Raw genomic sequence first — 19,921 nt, 5'->3', positions numbered from 1 at the left:
AAGCACCGGAAATCACCTTTTCTTATTAGGCGAACACCATGATTGACACCATCGACCAGCAACTGATCGCCGCCTTGATGGACGACTCGCGTTTGTCGCTCAAGGCCCTGGCGGGTATTACCGGACTGTCCTCGCCCAGCGTTGGCGAACGCTTGCGTCGCCTGGAAGAACGCGGCGTGCTGACCCACTACACCGTGGACATTGACCCCAAGCATTTTGGCTATTTGCTGCAAGCCATCGTGCGCATCCGTCCTCTGCCCGGCCAGTTGCAGGAAGTGGAACGCCAGATCCAGGCGATCCCCGAGTTCACCGAGTGCGACAAGGTGACGGGCGAAGACTGCTTTATCGCCCGTCTGCATGTACGCACCATGGACCATCTCGACAGCCTGCTTGACCGCCTCAACGCCTATGCCGAAACCAACACGGCCATCGTCAAGAAAACCCCGGTAAAGCGGCGTTTACCGCCCCTCTAGGGTGCGCAGGGCGCCAGCCGTCGCCAAGGTTTGGCGCTGCCTGTGATGACCCAGTTCAAATCCGGCCGTTGGTTTTGCGTCCAGTGCGCCACCTCATAGTTGTAGCGGTCATACGAGACTTTCTCGTTGTTGACCGAATAGGCTTTGCTCGCCACCCACGGCGGCGCGCAATCCCCGGCTTGCTCCGGTGGGCTGATAATCACCGAATGACTGGCGCTGGCCGTGCGGTTGGCGACGTCGGTCACGGTCAGCCCGATGCTTCGCGCGCCCGCAGTGGTGGGCGCAGTGAACGTTGGGCTGACCATGACCGAAGCAGCCGGGGTAAAGCCCTCTGCCTGCCATGCGTAGCGTAACGAGAGCCCACTTGAGCCGGTCGCCGACAACGCCAGGGATTTGCCCGCTTCGACCGTGGTAGGCCCACTGATCTGGGCGACGGGCCTGGCGGACGGTACGACGCTCACCGTCTTGCGCAGGTTCAGGCTGGCGTTCTTGCTGTCTGTGACGGTCAATGACACCGTGGCCGGGGTCACCACGCTGACCTGGGCCGCACGCAGTGTCAGCGACGGGCCATCGACCAGCGTACCCTCCAGTGGCGGCGAAATGGACCACGCGTACTTCAGTTCGCCGCCCGGCGGGTTCGAGGCTGCGTCGGTAGTGAACAGGATGGATGCACCGGCTTCTACGTCGTCGGTGCTGATGATTTTACCCACCGGCGGTAGCGGATCAGGCTCTGGATCTGGCTCAGAGCCGCTGGCCTTGACCAACACCGCGACGGCTTTTTTGACACTGTTGCGGGCCGCGTCAGAAACCGTCACCGCCACGGTGACCACTTGATCGGTGGTGACTTGCGGCGCGGTCCAGGTCTGATCGGCACTGTTGGGCGTGGCGCCGATCAATGAGCCTTTGACCCACGCGTAGTTCAAGGGATTGCCAACGGGCGAAGTAAACGCGGCCTGGTAACGAATGCTTTGGCCACTTACGACTTCCAGAGGGCCGTTCAGTTGACCTTGGGGTGGATTGGCGCCGGACGGCTCTCCAACAACCACGCGAGGCTCGTTGTAAATCACCGTTCGAGGACCGCCGTCGCTGACCGTGGCCTGAACCACCAACCCACCGTTATTACTCGACTTGACCGCCTTCACTCGGGCTGTGGGCTGCTTGGGGTCGGCATCCAACAATTCGAAGCTGGCGGTGTTCACCCACCAGCGATAGCTCAGATCCCGGTCTTCAGGGTTATCAATGATCACCCGGGGCTCAAAGATGTCCCCCACGTTGACATGGTTAGGCAAGATCATGCGGCCGATCAAAGGAGGATATTCATACGCCTTGATCTGGATGGTTTTGTTCGGCAGCGATGCGAAGCCCACACCATCTCGGACCAACACCCTGACGTAACCATTCTTGTTAGCCATCAACTTAGGCGCCTTGAGGGTGATCTCCCGCTGATCGCTAGGGCCTATTACCGTCAAGGCGCCTTCGGGCGGCGATGTTACGGTCCACACGTAGGTCAGTTCACGATTGTGCGGGTTGCCGATTTCGACGTGCTGGGTGAAGGCCTGATCGCTCGGAACGTGCGTTTCGCCGACGATGGTTCCCCCGACCAACTGGGTATCTTTTTTGACGATTACGGTTTTGTGCAAATTCAGCGTTGCGCCGTTGCTGTCGCGTACGTCCAGGGCCAACTCAAGCGTCGTGTCAGCCGCGACCGGCGGTGCCGTGAGGGTCACGCTCGCGGTATTGCCCACCTGGCCCGTAAACCCAGGTGGGATCCGCCAGTCATACATCAAGGGCAAGTTGCCGGGGGAGTTGACCAAGGCCGTAAAGATCGCGGTGGTTTTTTCCACCACCTCCGCCGGAGCGTTCAGCTCGCCTTCGGGCCCGCCTTGTCCCTGGTTGCGCACCACGACCACATGCTCTTCACGGGCCTGGAGCTGCCCGTCATCGACCCGAAGGGCCAAGGTGTACGGCGTCGGCGTGGTCACCGTCGGCGCGTTGAATTGCAGCAACGCACCGTTGGTGTGTGCGCCGAGTTCGGGCGGTGCTTCCCACGTGTAAATCAGCGGGTTGGCGCCTGGGTTGATGGAACTCGAACCCGCGCCGTCCAGTTGCACGCTGTCACCACTGCTGGCCTCGGTGGGTCCGCTGATCACAATCATCGGTGGCATGGGCGGAGCGGTGCCGGGTTGCCCTTCACTGTCCATCACGTGGCCGACCACTTTCAAGGTGTCCGCGCCCGCATGGGCCAGCAGCAAACTAGCGTCCTGGGCAACGTTGCCGAAGCGGGTGTAAGTGACGGAGTTGGTCGGGATTTTTGTTTTGGTGATCAGACTCCCCCCCACGTTGGCCAGGAAATTACCGTAATCCACCGACGGGTTTACGGTGAAGTCGCTTGCAAGGGACAGCCCCACGGCCCCTTGGTAGTCAATGAACCCTTCCTTGAGACGGACCCAGGGCGTGCTGTCGTCGGCACAGGCCTGTAACGCCACTGGCTGATCATCGCCGTTGTTGCGCACACACAGCTCCGGGGTATCCATGGCGTGCAGGCGTCCACTGCCATCGAGCAACCAGCGCGCCGCATTGGGCTCATGACAAGCCTCCTGCGCCACCAACCTGAGGGGGTTGGCCGCGTCCTTGACCACGCAGTTTTTGGATTCGAACTCGATCGGGCGCAGGCGCCCCGCCGCCGCTGGCGCAGGCCAGTCCATGCGTAGTTGCGCCAGCAAATTGTGCAGCTGTTGCTGCAAGCCGACAGTCACCGGCGCGTCGCGGTTGACCCTTGCCCAGTGGTCCACCGCCGCCAGACGCTGCTGCAAAGTCCTTGCGTCGTCACAGGTCTTGATCAGCCGCCAGTTCATCGGCGCCACCAATCCGCTCCAGACGGCCGGTGCACGTCGCGCAGAGCTACCGCTCGCAGGCACGATGAGACGGTACAGATTGCCTTGGTAACTCACCGGCTGGCCGGGCACGGAGTACACCTGCGCGGGGTCCCATGGCGCTACGTTTTCGCAAGCGTCCCCGAGGGTGCGCGGATACACCCGCACGCTGGCAACGATGGTGTCCACGGCCCCTGTGGCGTTCTTGACGGTGAGGCGAAAGCGATAGTCGGTGGGCACCTGGACTTCAGGGAAATGTGCAACGGCCATGTCCGACTGGCTGTTGTCGATCACAGCCGCCGGCGCACCTTCAAGCTGTGACCATTCGAATTGCAGCGCGTCCACGCCAGGATTGCGTGACGCCTTGGCATTGAGCGTGGCGCGCTCACCGGAAAACGGCAGGTCTTTTTGCCCCAACTCCACGAAGCCACTGGCGATGGGCGCCCCTGTTGGATCGGGAGGTGGGAAAAAGCCGGCGATTACCGAATGCCAGTTGTTGATGGAACGTACATTGTCATTCACGCCCTCCACCCCGGTGGGTAATCCCTGGTACGTCAATTGCGGATTGGAATAGACACCAATACGTACCGAGGACGGTGTGGCACCGCCGCAATACCCCATGAGGGTGTGCCAGTAAGGCAAGACGCTACGCTGGCAATAACCACGGGAATACGGATAGGGCGTCCCGGCATCTTCATGGTGTGCGCCCAATAAATGACCGACTTCATGGGCGTAGGTCTGGGCGCTGTGCATGGTCGCGTAGGCATGGCTTTGTCTCAGCGATGTGGGCCCTGCGGTGGACGCGAGGCCGCCATCGGTATCCAGCATTGCGATGACCACATGGGCCTTTAGTTGGGTGCGAATATCACTGCTTAACGTCCCGACCGGGCTCAGCAACCGATTCATGCAGGGCAAATCGCCCAGGCATTGCTTGGATGGCTGGTTGTAGTCGATGTGCGCCACCCCTGCATTTTCAAACACCCCGGTCACCCCGCTGAGCTGGGCCACCGTCTTGAAATACTCGAAGTGCTTGATGCCTTGTGCGACGGGATCAACTAACGCATCGCGAACATCGTTGCTATAGACCGTCAGGACACGTATCGGCTGCTGCACCGTGTCGCCGTTGCGCGCAACTGCCTGCACATCGCGTGCGTTCAGGGTGTCGACAAGTGGGGGGTCAGGAAGGTCGGCGTCTTGCCTGCGCGAGACGGCAACCTGGCCATTCTCCATGGGTAAAATTTCATAACTGACCCCGTCCACGATAACGGTGCCGGTGACACGCTCATCATGGGCCACCAGGATCGCCAGGTTCTTGGGGTCTATGGCCAGGTCATGGGACAGGTCAGTACCGGGAGAGATGTAACGACGCCCGGATGCGGAAGGTTGCACCTCACCCACCCACACCGTGGCACCGGACTGCTGGGAAACTCGAAGTTTCTTGACCCTGACCGTCACGCTCCGATCCAACGGAATGTCCAGCCACTGCTGTGTATCAAGCAACAATTTTGCGTTACCACGGCCCAGGCTGGCGGGCTGGCCCAGCACGGTTTTCGGGGCACCACTGTCAAGGATGATCAGGGAGGGAGCATCGTCAGCCCGGGCGGTGCCGGTCGCAACAGTCACCCACACAAAGGCAATTAATACCAAGGCAGGTAATGCAAGGCGAAGCGCCCCTTTCTGCCACGTTGCAAGGGTGGAAGGAATTTTTTCGGAGCGCATCGTGCTTCTCCCTGAGTAGTCAATTACCCAGTTGCAGCAGCTGATTCCACTCGCTCCGAGACTGCGCCGGCGAAATGCCCGTGGCACAGTAAACTCGCAACTGACGCCAGATTTAACTGTAGTTCAATATGCGCGACAGGCAGCCCTTCAATCACGCAACGCCTTGGCGGCGGGCAATAACTGCTTGAATTTGGCATAGCGCATTTCCAGTAACCCATGCTGAGCCAAATCAGGCTGATAACGCGCCTTCACCGGCATACCCGCCTGCAACAACTCCGCGCCCTGCCCCATCGCCAGAAACCCCAGCTTCGCCGCCCCAATACACGCACTCAGCTCGCTGCCGTGCAGGGTATGGACTTCCCGCTGGAGGATGTTGGCCAACAGTTGGGCCCAGTACTCGCTGCGCGCACCACCGCCCACCAGCGCACAGGCGCCAACACTGGCACCGGCGGATTGCACGGCGCGCAACGCATCCAGCAGGCCAAAGCCCACGCCCTCCATCACTGCATAACCGAGCATGGCGGGGTTGCAGTCGTGACCGAGGTTCATAAACCCACCCCGCAATAATGGATCGTTATGGGGCGTGCGCTCACCGGCCAGGTAAGGCAGAAACAGCGGCGTATCCAACGGCACCGGCTGTCCGATCGGGAATTGCGCCTGCACCTGATTCAACAGCGTTTGCTCATCTGCCGTCCCGGTGAGCCGAGTGATCCAGCGCAGGCAACTGGCGCCGGCGAGCATGGCGCCCATGGTGTACCAGCGGTTGGGCAGCGCATGGCAGAAACTGTGCACAGCGCTGGCAGGGTTACCGGCAGCGTGATCGGTGATCGCGACCAGGGCCGCGCTGGTACCAAGGGTGATAAACGCATCACCGGCATTGATCGCCCCCATACCCACTGCGGCCACCGGGTTATCGCCGCCACCACCGGCGATCACCACGTTTGTCGGCAAGCCCAGGCCACTGAGCGTCACGCACGCACTCGCGGCGCCACCTTCCACCAACCGGGGCATCTGCGCAGGCGTGAGGCCCGTTGCATGCAGCATCGGGGCGAACCACTCACGTTGCGCCACGTCCAGCCACAGCGTACCCGCCGCATCGGACATCTCGCTGATCCGCTCGCCACTGAGCCGCAAACGCAGGTAGTCCTTGGGCGACAGCACACAGTCAATCGCCTTGAATACCTCAGGTTCGTGCTGTTGCAGCCACAGCAACTTGGGTGCAGTCAGCCCGGCCATGGGCAAACTGCCCGTGACCTCGGCAAAGGTCGGCCCCAACTGTTCGGCTTCGGCCACGGCGCGGGAGTCGTCCCACAGGATCGCCGGGTACAGCACGCGGTCGTCCTCCCCGAGTAAAACCGCACCGTGCATCTGCCCGGACAGCCCGATACAGGCCACTCGGGCGAACGCTTCATGCTGGCGCAATTGGTCCAAGGCCTGCAGGCACGCCTGCCACCAATCTTCCGGAGCCTGCTCGGACCAACCGCTGTGGCGCCGTGACACGCTCAAGCGCACGCCGGCATGGGCCAGTACAGCACCGCCGGTGTCCATGAGGATGGCCTTGAGTTCCGAAGTGCCGAGGTCGATTCCGAGGGAAACAGGACTGTTCATACGTGCGTTATTCCAATCAATCACAGCCGCAGGAGTTACGTAATTGCAGGGTGGGTGCCAGTCGTACGCTCTGGGGTGGCGCGCCGGGCGCAGCCATGCGCTGCAGCAGCAACTCGACCGCGCGTGCGCCGAGGGCCTTGACCGGTTGCGCGATCAGGCTCAGACGCGGCACAAATAAATCCGCCCAATCGAAATCATCGAACCCCACCAGGGCCATTTGCCCCGGCACCTCGATCTGCGCCTCCCGCAGTGCCTGCATGGCACCAAGGGTCATCAGGTTATTGCCGGCCATGATCGCCGTGGGCGGCGCAGCCAAGCCCAGCAACTGAACGGTGGCCTGGCGTGCCGGCTCAGTATTGGAGCCGCCGTCGACCAGCAGTTGCGGATCAAACACCAACCCCGCCGCTTGCAAAGCGGCTTTGTACCCCGCCACTCGCTCATCCGTGGTGCTGAATCCGGCACGTCCGGCGATGAAACCGATACGGCGATGCCCATGGGCAATCAGGTGTTCAATCAGGGCCTGGGTCGGTTGGGCATTCTCCACCCCGACTTGATCGAAGTGCTCACTCATCATGCGATCCACCAACACCGCTGGAATCTCGTTGGCCTGCAAATACGCCAGGGCCATCGAGCCGTTGGACGGCGCCAGGACAATCCCATCGACCCGTCGATGATGCAGCGCCGTGACCACCCGCAATTCCTGCTCCGGGTCATCATGGGTATCGACAAACAGCATCATGTAGCCGTGTTTGGCGCACTCGGTTTCAATCGCGTGCACGGTTTCGCTGAAGTAATGGTTGGACAACGCCGAGATCGCCACGCCAAGGGTGTTGGTACTGGAGCGGGCCAGCGAGCGCGCCAGGGTATTAGGGATATATCCCAAGGCCTGGATCGCCCGCTGCACTGCCTGCACCGTGGCCGGGCTGACTTTGCGGGTGCCGTTCAACACGTGGGACACGGTCGACGTCGACACCCCCGCCCTGCTTGCCACGTCATCCATGGTGACCACGGCGCCGTTCCTCTCAATAGATCAATGTTTACTGGACCAACCGCTGTACGTACCGACGTTGTCGCGGGTGATCAGTTTGGGGGTCAGCAGGGTAACCGCTTCGGCCGGGGCTTTGTCATTGAGAATGTCATTGCCCACGTTCACGGCAGTCTGGGCCATGGCCCATGGGTCCTGGCTGGCGGACGCCTGGATCTGGGTGTCGGTCTTCAGGGCGTTCTCGATATCCGGCGCGCCGTCCACTGAGGTAATGATGATGCCGCTGCGCTTGAGCTGTTTGGCCGCCAGGTCGCTGCCGATGGCTTGCGGGTCGTTGATTGCGAACAGGCCGTCAATTTTGGCGAAGCGCGTCAGGTAACCCTGCATCACGTTCAAGCCGCCCTCGCGGGAGCCTTTGCCGTCCTGGTCGTAGGAGAGCACCTTGATCTCTGGCGCCCCGGCCAGTGCAGCCTTGCAGCCTTTGACTCGATCGGTCACAGCGGTCACTTGCGGGCCGTTCTGGATAATCACATTGCCTTTGCCCGAAAGCTTGTCCACCAGGTACTGGCAAGCGAGCTTGCCGGCTTCGACGTTGTCGGTCTGCACGGTGGCATTCACGCCTTTGGCGTCCACATCCACAGCGACCACGACGATACCGGCGTCGCGGGCTTTCTTGATCGCCGAGGCCATGGCGGAAGGGTCGACGGCGTTGATCAGGATGAGGTCGACCTTGGACGAAATGAAGTTATCGATCTGCGAAAACTGCTTGCTCAGGTCATAGTCGGCCGACACCGAGGTGACCTTGACGTTGGGATTCAACTCCTTGGCGCGGGCGGTTGCGCCGTCGGCCAGGGTCACGAAATACGGGTTACCCAACGAGCCCATGCTGATGCCGAGGGCTTTGAGCTCCCGGGCCTCCACGGCTTGCGACATCAGGGCGGCCAAGGCAATGACAGGAAACAGGTGTTTAAGCTTCATGGGAGTCTCTCTTGTGATTGTTGTATGAGTGAAATCAGGTCCGCGCACCGGACTGGCGATAACGATCCAGCGCCACGGCGCCAATGATCACGATGCCCTTGATGATGTACTGCCAGATATCCGACACGCCCAGCAGCACCAGGCCATTGGTGAGCACCGCGATAATCAGCGCGCCGATCAGCGTGCCTCCAATGGTGCCCACGCCGCCGGTAAAACTGGTGCCGCCGAGGATCACCGCCGCAATCGCATCCAGCTCATAGGATTGCCCGAGTTGCAGGCCATTGGCGGCAAACAGGCGCGAGGCGCTCATCACCGCGCCAAGCCCGGCCAACGCACCGGACATGGCGTAGACAAACAGCAGCACTTTCCACACCTTGATCCCGGACAGCCGCGCGGCTTCTGGGTTGCCGCCCACCGAGTAGATCTGCACGCCCATCACGGTGCGGCGCAGGATGAACCACGACAACGCCACCACTGCCACGGCGATCACCACCAGCCACGGCACACCAAGAATCGAATCGTTACCGATAAACGCAAAGGGCAGGTCGGGGTTGAACACGGTTTTGTCATCCGCCAGCAACCGTGCGAGGCCGCGCATCGCGGTGAGTGCACCGAGTGTGACGATAAACGGCGGCAGGCGCATAAAGGCGATCAGCCCGCCGTTGACCAGGCCCAGCAACAGGCCAAAGCCAATCCCGGCGGCAATCCCGAACATACCGAACTGCGGCGACATTGACGCCTGCAATGCCACCACGGCGGACGCCGCTAGAATCGCCCCCACCGACAGGTCGATGCCCGCCGTGAGGATCACGAAGGTCATACCCGCCGCGAGCACCACGTTGACCGAGGCCTGTTGGGTGATGATCGACAGGTTTTGCACCGTCAGGAAGTTCTCGCTGGCCAGGGCGAAGCCCACCAGCAGCAATATCAGCACCGGCAACATGCCGACCGTGCGCATCAGTTCGCGCACGCGCTCTGCCTTGCCTGTTGTTGCAATCATCGAATCAGCCATGGGCAACCACCTGATCGCCACCGGTGGCGAGGTCAATAATACGTTCCTGGGAAATAGCGTGGCCGGAAGCCCCGCCGACTTCGGCCACCAACTGGCCTTCGCGCATGATCAGCACCCGGTCGCAGGTCCCGATGATTTCCGGCAGTTCGCTGGAAATCACCACAATGCCCACGCCGGCCTGGGCCAGTTGATTGATGATGCGGTAAATCTCGGACTTGGAGCCGATGTCTACGCCCCGCGTCGGTTCGTCGAGGATGAGCACATGGGGCTTGACCTCCAACAGCCGTGCCAGCAACACCTTTTGCTGGTTGCCGCCGGACAACGCGCCGACATTGACCTTGCCCGACGCGACGCGAATCGACAGGGACTTGATAGCGTCATTCGAGCGCTGCGCCGCATGACCGCGATCCAGCAAGCCGCCGGCATGGGCGTCCGGCACGCAGGCGCAGACGTTGATGTTGTCGGCCACGCTCATATCCAGGAACAGGCCCTGGGCCTTGCGGTCTTCGGTGAGGTACACCACGCCGGCGCGAATCGCGTCCGCCGGGGTGCGCAGTTGGGTGACGGTCTTGCCCACCACTTCCAGTGTGCCGCTGGTGCGAGGGTCGGCAGCGAAGATCAGCCGCGCCAGCTCGGTGCGCCCTGCCCCCACCAGTCCGGCGATGCCCAGCACTTCACCGGCGTGTAAATCGAAACTGCAGTTGCGCACGCGTTTGCCATCGGCCATGTCGCGCACGCGCATCACCACGTTGCCGGGGTTGTAGGCGGCGTGTTCTTTCTTATAGAAGCCGGACAAGTCACGGCCCACCATCATCTTCACCAGCACCTCGGCCGACAGCGCATCGCGGGTGAGTTCGCCGATGTACTGGCCATCGCGCAACACCGAGACGCGGTCCGACAGTTCATAGATCTCGGCCATTCGGTGGCTGATATAGATGATCGCCAACCCTTGGCTGCGCAGTTGCTTGATCAGCGCGAACAGCCGGTCGGTCTCGCGGGACGAGAGTGGCGTAGTGGGTTCGTCCATCACCAGGATTTTGGCGTGGGCGTGCAAGGCGCGGGCGATTTCCACCAGTTGGCGCTCGGCAATCGACAGGCTGCTGACCTGAGTTGCCGGCGTGAACTCAGCTCCCAGGCGTTGCAGCACTTCGACGCAGCCGGCCTGCATGCCCTTGCGGTCGATGGTCCAGCCTCGGCGCAGTTCACGGCCCAGGTAGATGTTCTCGGCCACGCTCAGGTTCGGGCACAGGCTCAGCTCTTGATAGATCACGGCGATGCCGAGGGCTTTGGCGGTGGCGGGGTTGTAAGTGGCGATGGCTTGGCCGCTGATGCGAATTTCGCCGCCGGGGTCGGCCTGGTAGGCGCCGGAGAGGATTTTCATCAGCGTCGATTTGCCGGCGCCGTTCTCCCCCATCAAGGCGTGGATTTCGCCGGGGTAGACCTTCAGGCCGACACTTTTGAGCACGCGCAAACCGCTGAAGGTTTTACTGATGCCCTGCATCTCAAGCAAGGGTTCAAGGCTCATGGCTGAGCTCCTGGTTTTATTATTTTTGTGGTTAAGCGAGGCCGACTCTAATCCAGATACATTTTCGTACGCAAGCGCTTGCTTAGGCATTTTTGTCATTGAAGAAACGTTTCACCAAGCTGTTTGGTGAAATTTTGCGGGTCGCAGGATGGATTTGGTTACAACCCTATGCCCGTAGGGTAAGGGGCAAAGACAGATGACCTGACTAGAATGCGCGCCCCTCATTCACGCGGAAAAAATCGAAGACCATGCCCCTTTCCAGCGCCGTCGTTTATATCTGGTTTCCCGTATTTGCTAAGCAAGAGACAAACGTCGGCCACGCCGCCCTGTACATCGGCGACCCACATATCGGAAAAAATATAGAGCGCAATTACTACGCGTATGCAAATAGAGAGGCACGGCATGTCGACAGGGGGGCGATCGAGCATGTCAATACCAACTACGTGAGTTGGTGGCCGGAAAGTGACGCGCAGTGGTTAGGCAAGCAGCCGCAAGGACGCAACCTGTTCCTGGAGTCGGACATAAGCGCCGAAGGCAGCCCTCCCCATCTGGTCTATACAATTTCCGGGCTGGACGTGGCGAACATGCGGGCCGAGTGGTTCAAAATACGCAACAAAACCAACGCCCATTACGATTTGTTCCGCAAAAACTGCTCCACCATCGTTTTGCGGATACTCACAGCGGGCGGAGCCCTGAAGAACTTACCCACTGCCAAGCACCTGTGGTTTTCCAACAACCTTTACGTCACGCCGAAAAACATCGCGCAGATTTGCAACGAACTGCGCAATCTCAACATGGCCGTTAAGGCCAGAAGCAGCAATTGCCCACAAAGAGAATTCATGTTCGGTCTGCGCTGAGGTAAACCAGCGCTGGCGCAGGTCGTTTATCCATGAGTGAAACGATTCATTAACGACAAGCCTCAAAGGCACTCATATGAGTGCCTTCCAATCCGAAGAGATAGACCAAGACATCAAATCGCCATAATGTCTGCTATTGTCCAAGGACCTCATCTCCTCCTCGTCGCTTCATCGCGATCTTCTGTGAGCATGCTCTGCGCCCTCGCCCACTGACGATGGCGGGCCTTACGTTCACGGAACCCCACCACGATGGATAAAAGCTCAACCGACCACCCCAGCGAACCGCAGTCACGCGCTAAAAAAATCGTCGAATTCAAACGCCAGAAAACCCTGCTCAAGACCGGCGCCCTGCAAGACGCCATCTTCAATAGCGCTTATTTCTCCAGCATCGCTACCGATGAAAAAGGCGTGATCCAGATCTTCAATGTCGGCGCCGAACGCATGCTCGGTTATGCCGCTGTCGATGTGGTCAACCGCATCACCCCCGCTGACATTTCCGACCCTGCCGAGCTGATCACCCGCGCGGCGGCCCTCAGCGAGGAACTGGATACGCCGATCACCCCAGGGTTCGAAGCGCTGGTGTTCAAGGCCTCGCGCGGCATCGAGGACATCTACGAGCTGACCTATATCCGCAAGGACGGCAGTCGGCTATCGGCGATGGTCTCGGTGACGGCGTTGCGCAATCGCAATGACACGATCATCGGCTACCTGCTGATCGGTACCGACAACACTGCGCGCAAACAGGAAGAAGCCGAGCGCAAAGGCTTTGAGCGCGCCCTGGAAGAAAAGAACCTGGAGCTGGAACACGCCAACCACATGAAGTCCGAGTTCCTCGCGACCATGTCCCACGAATTGCGTACGCCGCTGAACGCGGTGATCGGCTTTTCCGAGGCGCTGAAGGACGGGCTGGTGGGCGACATGACTGATGTCCAGCGCGAGTACATCGGTGACATTTTCACCAGTGGGCAGCACTTGCTCTCGCTGATCAACGACATCCTTGACCTGTCCAAGGTCGAGGCCGGGATGATGGACCTGGAACTGGAGCCGGTGGAGCTGGCCGGTTTATTGGCCAACAGCCTGTTGATCGTGCGCGAAAAAGCCGCCCTGCAGCGTATCCAACTCAAACTCGACAGCCAGGACGACCTGGGCACGCTGATCCTGGACCTACGCAAGACCAAGCAAATCGTCTACAACCTGCTGGCCAATGCGGTGAAGTTCAGCGCCCACGGCAGCGACGTGACCCTGGCGGTGCGTGAGGTCAGTCGCGATGAGGTGGGGCTGGTCGCCGGCGATTGGCCGGTGCATGGCTTTGCCCTGCAACCCAGCGCGCACCGCCGCTTTCTTGAGTTGAGCGTCAGCGACAGCGGTATCGGGATTGCCCCGGATGACATGGGCAAGCTGTTCAAGGCGTTCAGCCAGATCGACAGCAGCCTGGCACGCAAATTCGAAGGCACCGGCCTGGGCCTGGCGATGGTCAAGCAGCTCACCGATCTACAGGGCGGCAGCGTTGCCGTGGCCAGCCGCGAAGGCCTGGGCGCACGCTTTGTGGTGTGGCTGCCGCTGCATCGCGCCGCCGCTACTGTGGAGGCCACATGGCCAACATCCTGATTGTCGAAGACAACGAAGCCAACATGCGTCTTGCGCGCTTACTGCTGGTCAACGCCGGCCACATTGTGCTGTGGGCCGCCGACGCCGAGAGCGGCCTGACCATGGCCCGCGAACACCAGCCGGCTCTGATTTTGATGGACATTCAATTGCCAGGCATGGATGGCCTGGCAGCCACTCGCCTGCTCAAGCAAGACCCTCACACGGCTCACATCCCGGTGATCGCCCTCACCGCCATGGCGATGAAGGAAGACCGGGAAAAAGCCCGACTCGCCGGATGCGACGCCTACGTGAGCAAACCCCTGCGCTACAAGGAGCTGTACCAGGAGATCGACACCCTGCTGAACCCAACCCTCACACCTCCTGAATGAGTCCTCTCCATGGCCAGCTCACCCGCAACGCTGTTGATCGTTGACGACGAACCCCAGGTTCGCAAGCTATTGGAAACCCTGCTGCAACACGAGGGCTACCTGACCCTGAGCGCCTGCAGCGGTGAAGAAGCGTTGCAGTTGGTGGCGCAGCAACCACCGGATCTGATCCTGTTGGACATCATGATGCCGGGCATGGACGGCTATGAAGTCGCCACCCAGCTCAAGGGCAACCCGGCCACGGCGAACATCCCGATCATCATGCTTTCGGCCTTGAGCGACATCAGCGCTCGGGTCAGCGGTTTGGAAACCGGCGCCGAAGAGTTCCTCAGCAAGCCGGTGGAGCACTTGGAACTCTGGCTGCGAGTGCGCAACCTGCTGCGGCTCAAAGCCCATGGTGACCAGTTCAAACAACGCAGCGAGCAGTTGGAGCAACGGTTGCACCAGCACACCGTGCATACCACCCAGGGCAATGTGCATGATCTGGTCCGCGTAGACATGGAGAAGGCCCTGCGTGAGGCCATTGAGCGGGGCGAATTCGCCCTGCACTACCAGCCCAAGGTCGAGTTGGCCAACGGCAATATCTGCGCACTGGAAGCCTTGCTTCGTTGGGACCGGCCCGATTATGGCGCGGTGTCCCCGGCGGTCTTCGTGCCGATCCTGGAAAGCCTGGGCCTGATCGTACCGGTGGGGCGTTGGGTGATCGAGCAGGTGTGCCAGCAGATTGCCGAGTGGCAACGCAGTGACATCGGCGCGGTAGAAGTGTCGGTCAACGTGTCCGGCCATCAGTTAATCGAGGGCGACCTGATTGCCGATATCGCCCATAGCCTGGAGAGCACCGGGGTTGAGGCGCACTGGCTGGAAGTGGAACTGACCGAAGGCTCGCTGATGGAAAACACCCAGCACACCATCGCCAGCCTGCAACGCTTGCGCGCCATGGGCGTGAAGATCTCCATTGATGACTTCGGCACCGGCTATTCAAGCCTGGCGTACCTGCGCAGGTTTCCCATCGATACGCTGAAAATCGACATCGCGTTCATCCGCGAGGTCACTACCAACCCGCAGGATGCGGCGATCACCCGCACCATCATTGAACTGGCGCACAGTCTGAAATTGCGCGTAGTGGCCGAGGGCGTGGAAACCCAGGCGCAACTGGCGTTTTTGAAGGAGGCCGGCTGTGATCAGATTCAAGGGTATCTGTTCAGCCGGCCGTTGCCGGTGGTAACGCTGGAGCGGCTATTGCTGGAGCGTCTTAAGTAACGGGCTCAGTCCTGATCTTCGGTGTTGCCCAGATCGGCTGCTTCATCCAGATCATTAAGCGGGACTTCGGCATCATCCATCAGTGACCCGGGATCTTCATTGCCTGGGTCGTTAAGTTCTTCGTCGAGTTCTTTAGACATGACTTTTTCCTCTAACCGCCTTGGGTGTCGATATCTGCATCCGTTTCAGGCTTGGGCTCGCGCTCGGGCTTGAAATCAGGGCTGTAGTCGTTGTCCTTCGCCTTGGGATCGCTCTTGGCCTTGGGGTCCTTGGGGGCGTCAGCGCTGGTGCCGGGGGCCGGTTCGCCGCGGTCAATCGCCGGATCGTTACGGTTACTGACTTGTGGATCGTTGGATGTGCTCATGGGTCACCTCTCACTGGGATCTGTAAGGTTAAGGCGCCGCGCTGCGCGTTGAAGTTCCGTCCAATTGCCTAGCGGATCGGATTGTCGACCTGGATATAAAACGCATAGATGCCCAGCAGCAACCAGAACACCATGAACAGCCACGGAGCGCGCATGGAGAACAGCAGCGACTTGCGGTAGCCCTTATGGGAAGACTCCATCTCGGAAAACAGCGGTGATTCGTCATAGGCCATGCCCATTATCGGTTCGCTGCGCAGCAACTCACTCTGCTTGAAGTGCCAGTGATCGATGATGTCATACGCAGCGCGGATGCCCGGCCAGGCGTTCAAGGAACTGAGAATCCCGAGCGCAGCGAGGAAAACCGGCACCACCAGGGTAAACAACTTGCCCCACTCGGGGTTGAGGTTGCCCATGCCGGAGACAAAGGCAATCACCAGAAACGACTGCGCGGTGAGATAGGCGTCGGTACGGTTGGCCAGGATTGAGGTTTCGTACTGAATTTCTCGACGGTAAAAGTCCAGGCGGTCCTTGGGCGAGCCGAAAATCTTGGCGGTGTGCTCGCTGTGATCGTCCAGGCTCGATTCGGGTGTGTCGGGTGAAATGATTCTGGGCACGGGCGTGCTCCACAAGGATTCGAGTTTCGTTAGAAGAACCGGGCGCGAATGAAGTTCAAGTTTGTTCATGCACCACACCAGGGCGCGCATTGCCTCTTTATGGTGAATGGGCTCCGTCAGGAAGGGCTCGCTGCTGGGAGGGGATGACTCGGCCAGCAGGCTTTATGGCGTTTGGGCGGGCTGTGGCGAGCAGGTTTGCCCGCTCGCCACAGCAAACCCAGTCACCTCAAGGGCATTCCGGCACACGCATTGCTTAACCCATTCATCTGCCCGGATACAGGAGCAATCGTTACCGCCCGACCCAGAGCCGACCCCATAAGAAAGTAAGGACCAGGCCTGCTGGCACTCTGCGCCACAGGCTCATAAAAACATGCGTTTTTTGAAGCGGCAGTGCCACCCCCACGCAACCCTGGGCACTGACAAGGTACTGGAATGGCTCTATCTTTCTTTGACGAAATGAATGACGCAAATGGCGTATGCCGTGCGCACTATCAGGATTTCTCCCGCTGGCTGGCCAACACGCCGCCGGAACTGCTGGCCCAGCGTCGCCGCGAAGCCGACCTGCTGTTTCACCGCGCCGGGATCACCTTTACCCTCTATGGTGACGAGCAGGACACCGAGCGCCTGATTCCCTTCGACATCATCCCCCGCAGCATCCCCGCCAGTGAGTGGAGCGTGATCGAACGCGGCTGTATCCAGCGGGTCAATGCGCTGAACATGTTCCTCGCCGATATCTACCACGACCAACGCATCATCAAGGCCGGGATCATTCCCGCCGACCAGGTGCTGGGCAACGAGGGTTATCAGAAGGCCATGGTTGGGCTGGACCTGCACCGCGATATTTACTCGCATATTTCCGGCGTCGACCTGGTGCGCGACGGCGACGGCACTTACTACGTGCTCGAAGACAACCTGCGTACCCCCAGCGGCGTGAGCTACATGCTCGAAGACCGCAAGATGATGATGCGCCTGTTCCCCGAGGTGTTCGCCAAGCAGCGAATCGCACCGGTGGACCACTACCCCAACCTGTTGCTCAAAACCCTCAAAAGCTCAAGCCGCCTGGACAACCCCAATGTGGTGGTGCTGACCCCCGGCCGCTTCAACAGCGCATTCTTCGAACATGCCTTCCTCGCCCGGGAAATGGGCGTGGAACTGGTGGAAGGCGCCGACCTGTTCGTGCACGACCTCAAGGTGTTCATGCGCACCACCGACGGCCCGAAAGCCGTGGACGTGATCTACCGGCGCATTGACGACGCCTTCCTCGATCCACAGGCCTTCAATCCGGACTCGATGCTCGGCGTGCCCGGCCTGGTGGCCGCCTATTGCGCCGGCAACGTGGTGCTGGCCAACGCCATCGGCACCGGCGTGGCGGACGATAAGTCGATCTACCCGTACGTGCCGGAAATGATCCGTTTCTACCTGGACGAGGAACCGATCCTGCAGAACGTACCGACCTTCCAGTGCCGCAAACCCGATGAGTTGTCCCACGTGCTGGCACACCTGCCGGAACTGGTGGTCAAGGAAACCCAAGGCTCCGGCGGCTACGGCATGCTGGTCGGCCCCGCTTCTACTGCCGCCGAGATCGAGGACTTCCGTCAACGCATCAAAGCGCGGCCTCACGCCTACATCGCCCAACCGACCCTGAGCCTGTCCACCTGCCCGACCTTTGTCGAAAACGGCATTGCGCCCCGGCATATCGATCTGCGGCCGTTCGTGCTCTCGGGTAAGGAAACCCGCCTGGTGCCCGGTGGCCTCACGCGGGTGGCACTGCGTGAAGGCTCGTTGATCGTCAACTCGTCGCAAGGCGGCGGAACCAAGGACACCTGGGTGGTGGAGGGCTGAATCATGTTGAGTAGAACCGCCGCAGATCTGTACTGGATGTCCCGCTACCTGGAGCGCGCCGAGAACCTGGCGCGCATGCTGGAAGTCAGTTATTCGCTGTCGTTGATGCCCCAGGCCGGACGCAGCGATGGCCTAGACGAACTGGCCATGTCGCTGCTCAGCAGCGGCACGCTGGAGAGTTATCTGGAGCGCCATAAGCAACTGGACGCCGAGCGCATGCTGCACTTCTTCGCCCTCGACGAAGAAAACCCCGCCAGTATCTACAACTGCCTGCGCGCCGCACGGGGCAACGCCCACGCCGTGCGCGGACGCATCACCGCCGACATGTGGGAAAACCTCAACGCCACCTGGCTGGAAATGCGCAGCATCGCCGCCGGCGGCCTGGCGCGGCACGGCATCAGCCACTTCTGTGACTGGGTCAAGCAGCGTTCCCACCTGTTCCGCGGCGCGACCTCCGGCACCATCATGCGCAACGACGCCTATCGGTTCATCCGCCTCGGCACCTTTATAGAACGTGCGGACAACACCCTGCGCCTGCTGGATGCGCGCTACGAAATGTTCGGCGAAGAGTCCGAAGAAGTCAGCGACCTCTCGGCACGCGGCTATTACCAGTGGAGCGCCCTGCTCCGCGCATTGTCGTCATTCGAGGCGTACACCGAGCTGTACCCGAATGCGCTGAATGCTCGGTCGGTGTCGGAGTTGCTGCTGTTGCGCAGTGATGTACCGCGTTCACTGCATGCGTGTATCGAGGAGTTGAGTCATATCCTCGCAGACTTGCCCGGTAGTTATGGGCGTACGGCGCAACGCCTGGCCGCCGAGTTTGAAGCGCGGCTGAGGTATACGGGGATTGATGAGATTCTGGAGGATGGGCTGCATAGTCGGCTGACGGAGTTTATTGAGACGGTGAGGGAGTTGGCGGGGGCGGTTCATAGTTCTTATTTAGAAGTTGTTTGAGTGAGTTTCGGCCAGTTGCCTGTTTATTCGGGTGATTGGCCCGCTTGGGTTCCGCTTTTGTGTTGGGGAGAAGCGAGGTCTTACCTGCATTAATAAATAGATGCAGTCTATGCTCGAACTGCCCCTCCTCTGCCACTGCCCACACCTTACAGAGCTGGCCAATCATGCTGGTAGAGCGCGACCAATACGCACTTACCGAGCGTCGGGTGTGCCGATCATGGCGATGATCCGCCATGAGAGGACGTGATACTTAAGGCATTCTGTATGATCGCCTAACATATATAGCGGTTGTATTGGGACTGGGACACGCTCGTCATATATGATTCTTTAATGGTGCGTATTTTTACGCCTACACAAATACGCACCATCCTCTTTACTGCAAGAGCTCACAACTTAATTATATTTATATTGTCAAGGGAAAAAGTTGTGTCAGCTCCAAAATTAGGACTCATAAGTGTAATTTTTAGACGAAGATTGCTTGAATTTACTCTTGGACTAAAATCGAAAGAATGAGTCGCCCAAGAGCTCCCACCACTAAAATTAGTTCTTTGAACGCCTACAACGCCTTCCGTCGCGACCTCAACATAGCATCCCGTATTAGAGGTACTGGCGAAGTCGATGGTAATTGTATATGGCTCTCCGGCAACCAAATCACCATAGTTAAAAAACTTAACTATACCGCATGGAAACTGCGCGCTTCCGCTTCCCTGCCAGTACCTTCGTGGATCACTACCAATAATCGAACCGGAGCTGGAGAAATTCTCCCAACCATTCATGCCTTCACTCTCAAAGTCAGTACTGTCAACAATATTCATATCTTTATCTCACATATAGGTATATTGGAGTAATGGGCAGGGTGCCCGGAATTGATAGTGCGCACTTTT

The 19,921-nt window shown here is 59.9% G+C and carries 17 protein-coding genes; 7 read left to right on the top strand and 10 right to left on the bottom strand.

The window, feature by feature from the left end; translation table 11 throughout:
• Positions 1-38 precede the first annotated feature (38 nt).
• Complete coding sequence (locus ACEN2T_RS01650; RefSeq protein WP_032887368.1) at positions 39-473, top strand: Lrp/AsnC family transcriptional regulator; 435 nt, start codon at positions 39-41, stop codon at positions 471-473.
• On the opposite strand, the gene ACEN2T_RS01645 is transcribed toward ACEN2T_RS01650, so the two are convergent.
• From ACEN2T_RS01645 to ACEN2T_RS01620, 6 genes are all read right to left on the bottom strand, one after another.
• Complete coding sequence (locus ACEN2T_RS01645; RefSeq protein WP_442116171.1) at positions 470-5,065, bottom strand: hypothetical protein; 4,596 nt, start codon at positions 5,063-5,065, stop codon at positions 470-472. The genes ACEN2T_RS01650 and ACEN2T_RS01645 overlap by 4 nt on opposite strands.
• A gap of 147 nt (positions 5,066-5,212) precedes the next feature.
• Positions 5,213-6,673 carry a xylulokinase gene (gene xylB, locus ACEN2T_RS01640; protein ID WP_442116170.1) on the bottom strand — a complete coding sequence of 487 codons (1,461 nt, stop codon included), beginning with the start codon at positions 6,671-6,673 and terminating at the stop codon, positions 5,213-5,215.
• Positions 6,674-6,689: 16 nt separating this feature from the next.
• On the bottom strand, positions 6,690-7,682 hold the full coding sequence (locus ACEN2T_RS01635) for a LacI family DNA-binding transcriptional regulator (protein ID WP_099602468.1): 993 nt from the start codon (positions 7,680-7,682) through the stop codon (positions 6,690-6,692).
• 21 nt (positions 7,683-7,703) lie between these two features.
• Positions 7,704-8,636 (bottom strand): ABC transporter substrate-binding protein, encoded by a 933-nt coding sequence (locus ACEN2T_RS01630; RefSeq protein ID WP_442116169.1) that lies wholly within the window; start codon positions 8,634-8,636, stop codon positions 7,704-7,706.
• A gap of 34 nt (positions 8,637-8,670) precedes the next feature.
• Positions 8,671-9,648, bottom strand: a complete 978-nt coding sequence (locus tag ACEN2T_RS01625; protein ID WP_032887379.1) for an ABC transporter permease subunit — start codon at positions 9,646-9,648, stop codon at positions 8,671-8,673.
• Complete coding sequence (locus ACEN2T_RS01620; protein ID WP_095184789.1) at positions 9,641-11,173, bottom strand: sugar ABC transporter ATP-binding protein; 1,533 nt, start codon at positions 11,171-11,173, stop codon at positions 9,641-9,643. The genes ACEN2T_RS01625 and ACEN2T_RS01620 overlap by 8 nt, the downstream gene beginning before the upstream one ends.
• Positions 11,174-11,421: 248 nt before the next feature.
• On the opposite strand from ACEN2T_RS01620, the gene ACEN2T_RS01615 reads away from it, so the two are divergent.
• The 4 genes from ACEN2T_RS01615 to ACEN2T_RS01600 all read left to right on the top strand — a co-directional run bounded on the left by ACEN2T_RS01615 (position 11,422) and on the right by ACEN2T_RS01600 (position 15,263).
• Positions 11,422-12,030: a hypothetical protein gene (locus ACEN2T_RS01615; protein WP_241150156.1), complete on the top strand. Its 609-nt coding sequence runs from the start codon at positions 11,422-11,424 to the stop codon at positions 12,028-12,030.
• A gap of 249 nt (positions 12,031-12,279) precedes the next feature.
• Positions 12,280-13,638 (top strand): sensor histidine kinase, encoded by a 1,359-nt coding sequence (locus ACEN2T_RS01610; protein WP_442116168.1) that lies wholly within the window; start codon positions 12,280-12,282, stop codon positions 13,636-13,638.
• Positions 13,623-14,006: a response regulator gene (locus ACEN2T_RS01605; RefSeq protein ID WP_032887385.1), complete on the top strand. Its 384-nt coding sequence runs from the start codon at positions 13,623-13,625 to the stop codon at positions 14,004-14,006. The genes ACEN2T_RS01610 and ACEN2T_RS01605 overlap by 16 nt, the downstream gene beginning before the upstream one ends.
• Positions 14,007-14,015: 9 nt before the next feature.
• A complete protein-coding gene (locus tag ACEN2T_RS01600; RefSeq protein ID WP_032887387.1) occupies positions 14,016-15,263 on the top strand; it encodes an EAL domain-containing response regulator in 1,248 nt (415 codons plus the stop codon).
• A 5-nt stretch (positions 15,264-15,268) separates the two neighbouring features.
• Here the strand turns inward: ACEN2T_RS01600 and ACEN2T_RS01595 are convergent, their stop codons facing one another.
• The 3 genes from ACEN2T_RS01595 to ACEN2T_RS01585 form a co-directional block, all read right to left on the bottom strand.
• Positions 15,269-15,403 carry a hypothetical protein gene (locus ACEN2T_RS01595; protein ID WP_256583459.1) on the bottom strand — a complete coding sequence of 45 codons (135 nt, stop codon included), beginning with the start codon at positions 15,401-15,403 and terminating at the stop codon, positions 15,269-15,271.
• A gap of 11 nt (positions 15,404-15,414) precedes the next feature.
• The gene (locus tag ACEN2T_RS01590) at positions 15,415-15,627 is read right to left on the bottom strand and encodes a hypothetical protein (protein WP_032887388.1); all 213 of its coding nucleotides are present in this window, start codon (positions 15,625-15,627) and stop codon (positions 15,415-15,417) included.
• Between the two features lie 68 nt (positions 15,628-15,695).
• Positions 15,696-16,241: a hypothetical protein gene (locus ACEN2T_RS01585; protein ID WP_032887390.1), complete on the bottom strand. Its 546-nt coding sequence runs from the start codon at positions 16,239-16,241 to the stop codon at positions 15,696-15,698.
• A gap of 432 nt (positions 16,242-16,673) precedes the next feature.
• On the opposite strand from ACEN2T_RS01585, the gene ACEN2T_RS01580 reads away from it, so the two are divergent.
• Positions 16,674-18,083 carry a circularly permuted type 2 ATP-grasp protein gene (locus ACEN2T_RS01580; protein WP_032887392.1) on the top strand — a complete coding sequence of 470 codons (1,410 nt, stop codon included), beginning with the start codon at positions 16,674-16,676 and terminating at the stop codon, positions 18,081-18,083.
• Between the two features lie 3 nt (positions 18,084-18,086).
• Positions 18,087-19,037, top strand: coding sequence for an alpha-E domain-containing protein (locus ACEN2T_RS01575; protein ID WP_032887395.1), 951 nt, complete (start codon positions 18,087-18,089; stop codon positions 19,035-19,037).
• A 386-nt stretch (positions 19,038-19,423) separates the two neighbouring features.
• Here the strand turns inward: ACEN2T_RS01575 and ACEN2T_RS01570 are convergent, their stop codons facing one another.
• On the bottom strand, positions 19,424-19,852 hold the full coding sequence (locus ACEN2T_RS01570) for a hypothetical protein (RefSeq protein ID WP_164558433.1): 429 nt from the start codon (positions 19,850-19,852) through the stop codon (positions 19,424-19,426).
• Positions 19,853-19,921 lie beyond the last annotated feature (69 nt).

The sequence above is a fragment of the Pseudomonas sp. W22_MBD1_FP4 genome (assembly GCF_052113765.1).
Classification (GTDB): Bacteria; Pseudomonadota; Gammaproteobacteria; order Pseudomonadales; family Pseudomonadaceae; genus Aquipseudomonas; species Aquipseudomonas sivasensis.
This window is presented reverse-complemented; position numbering and strand designations above follow the sequence as displayed.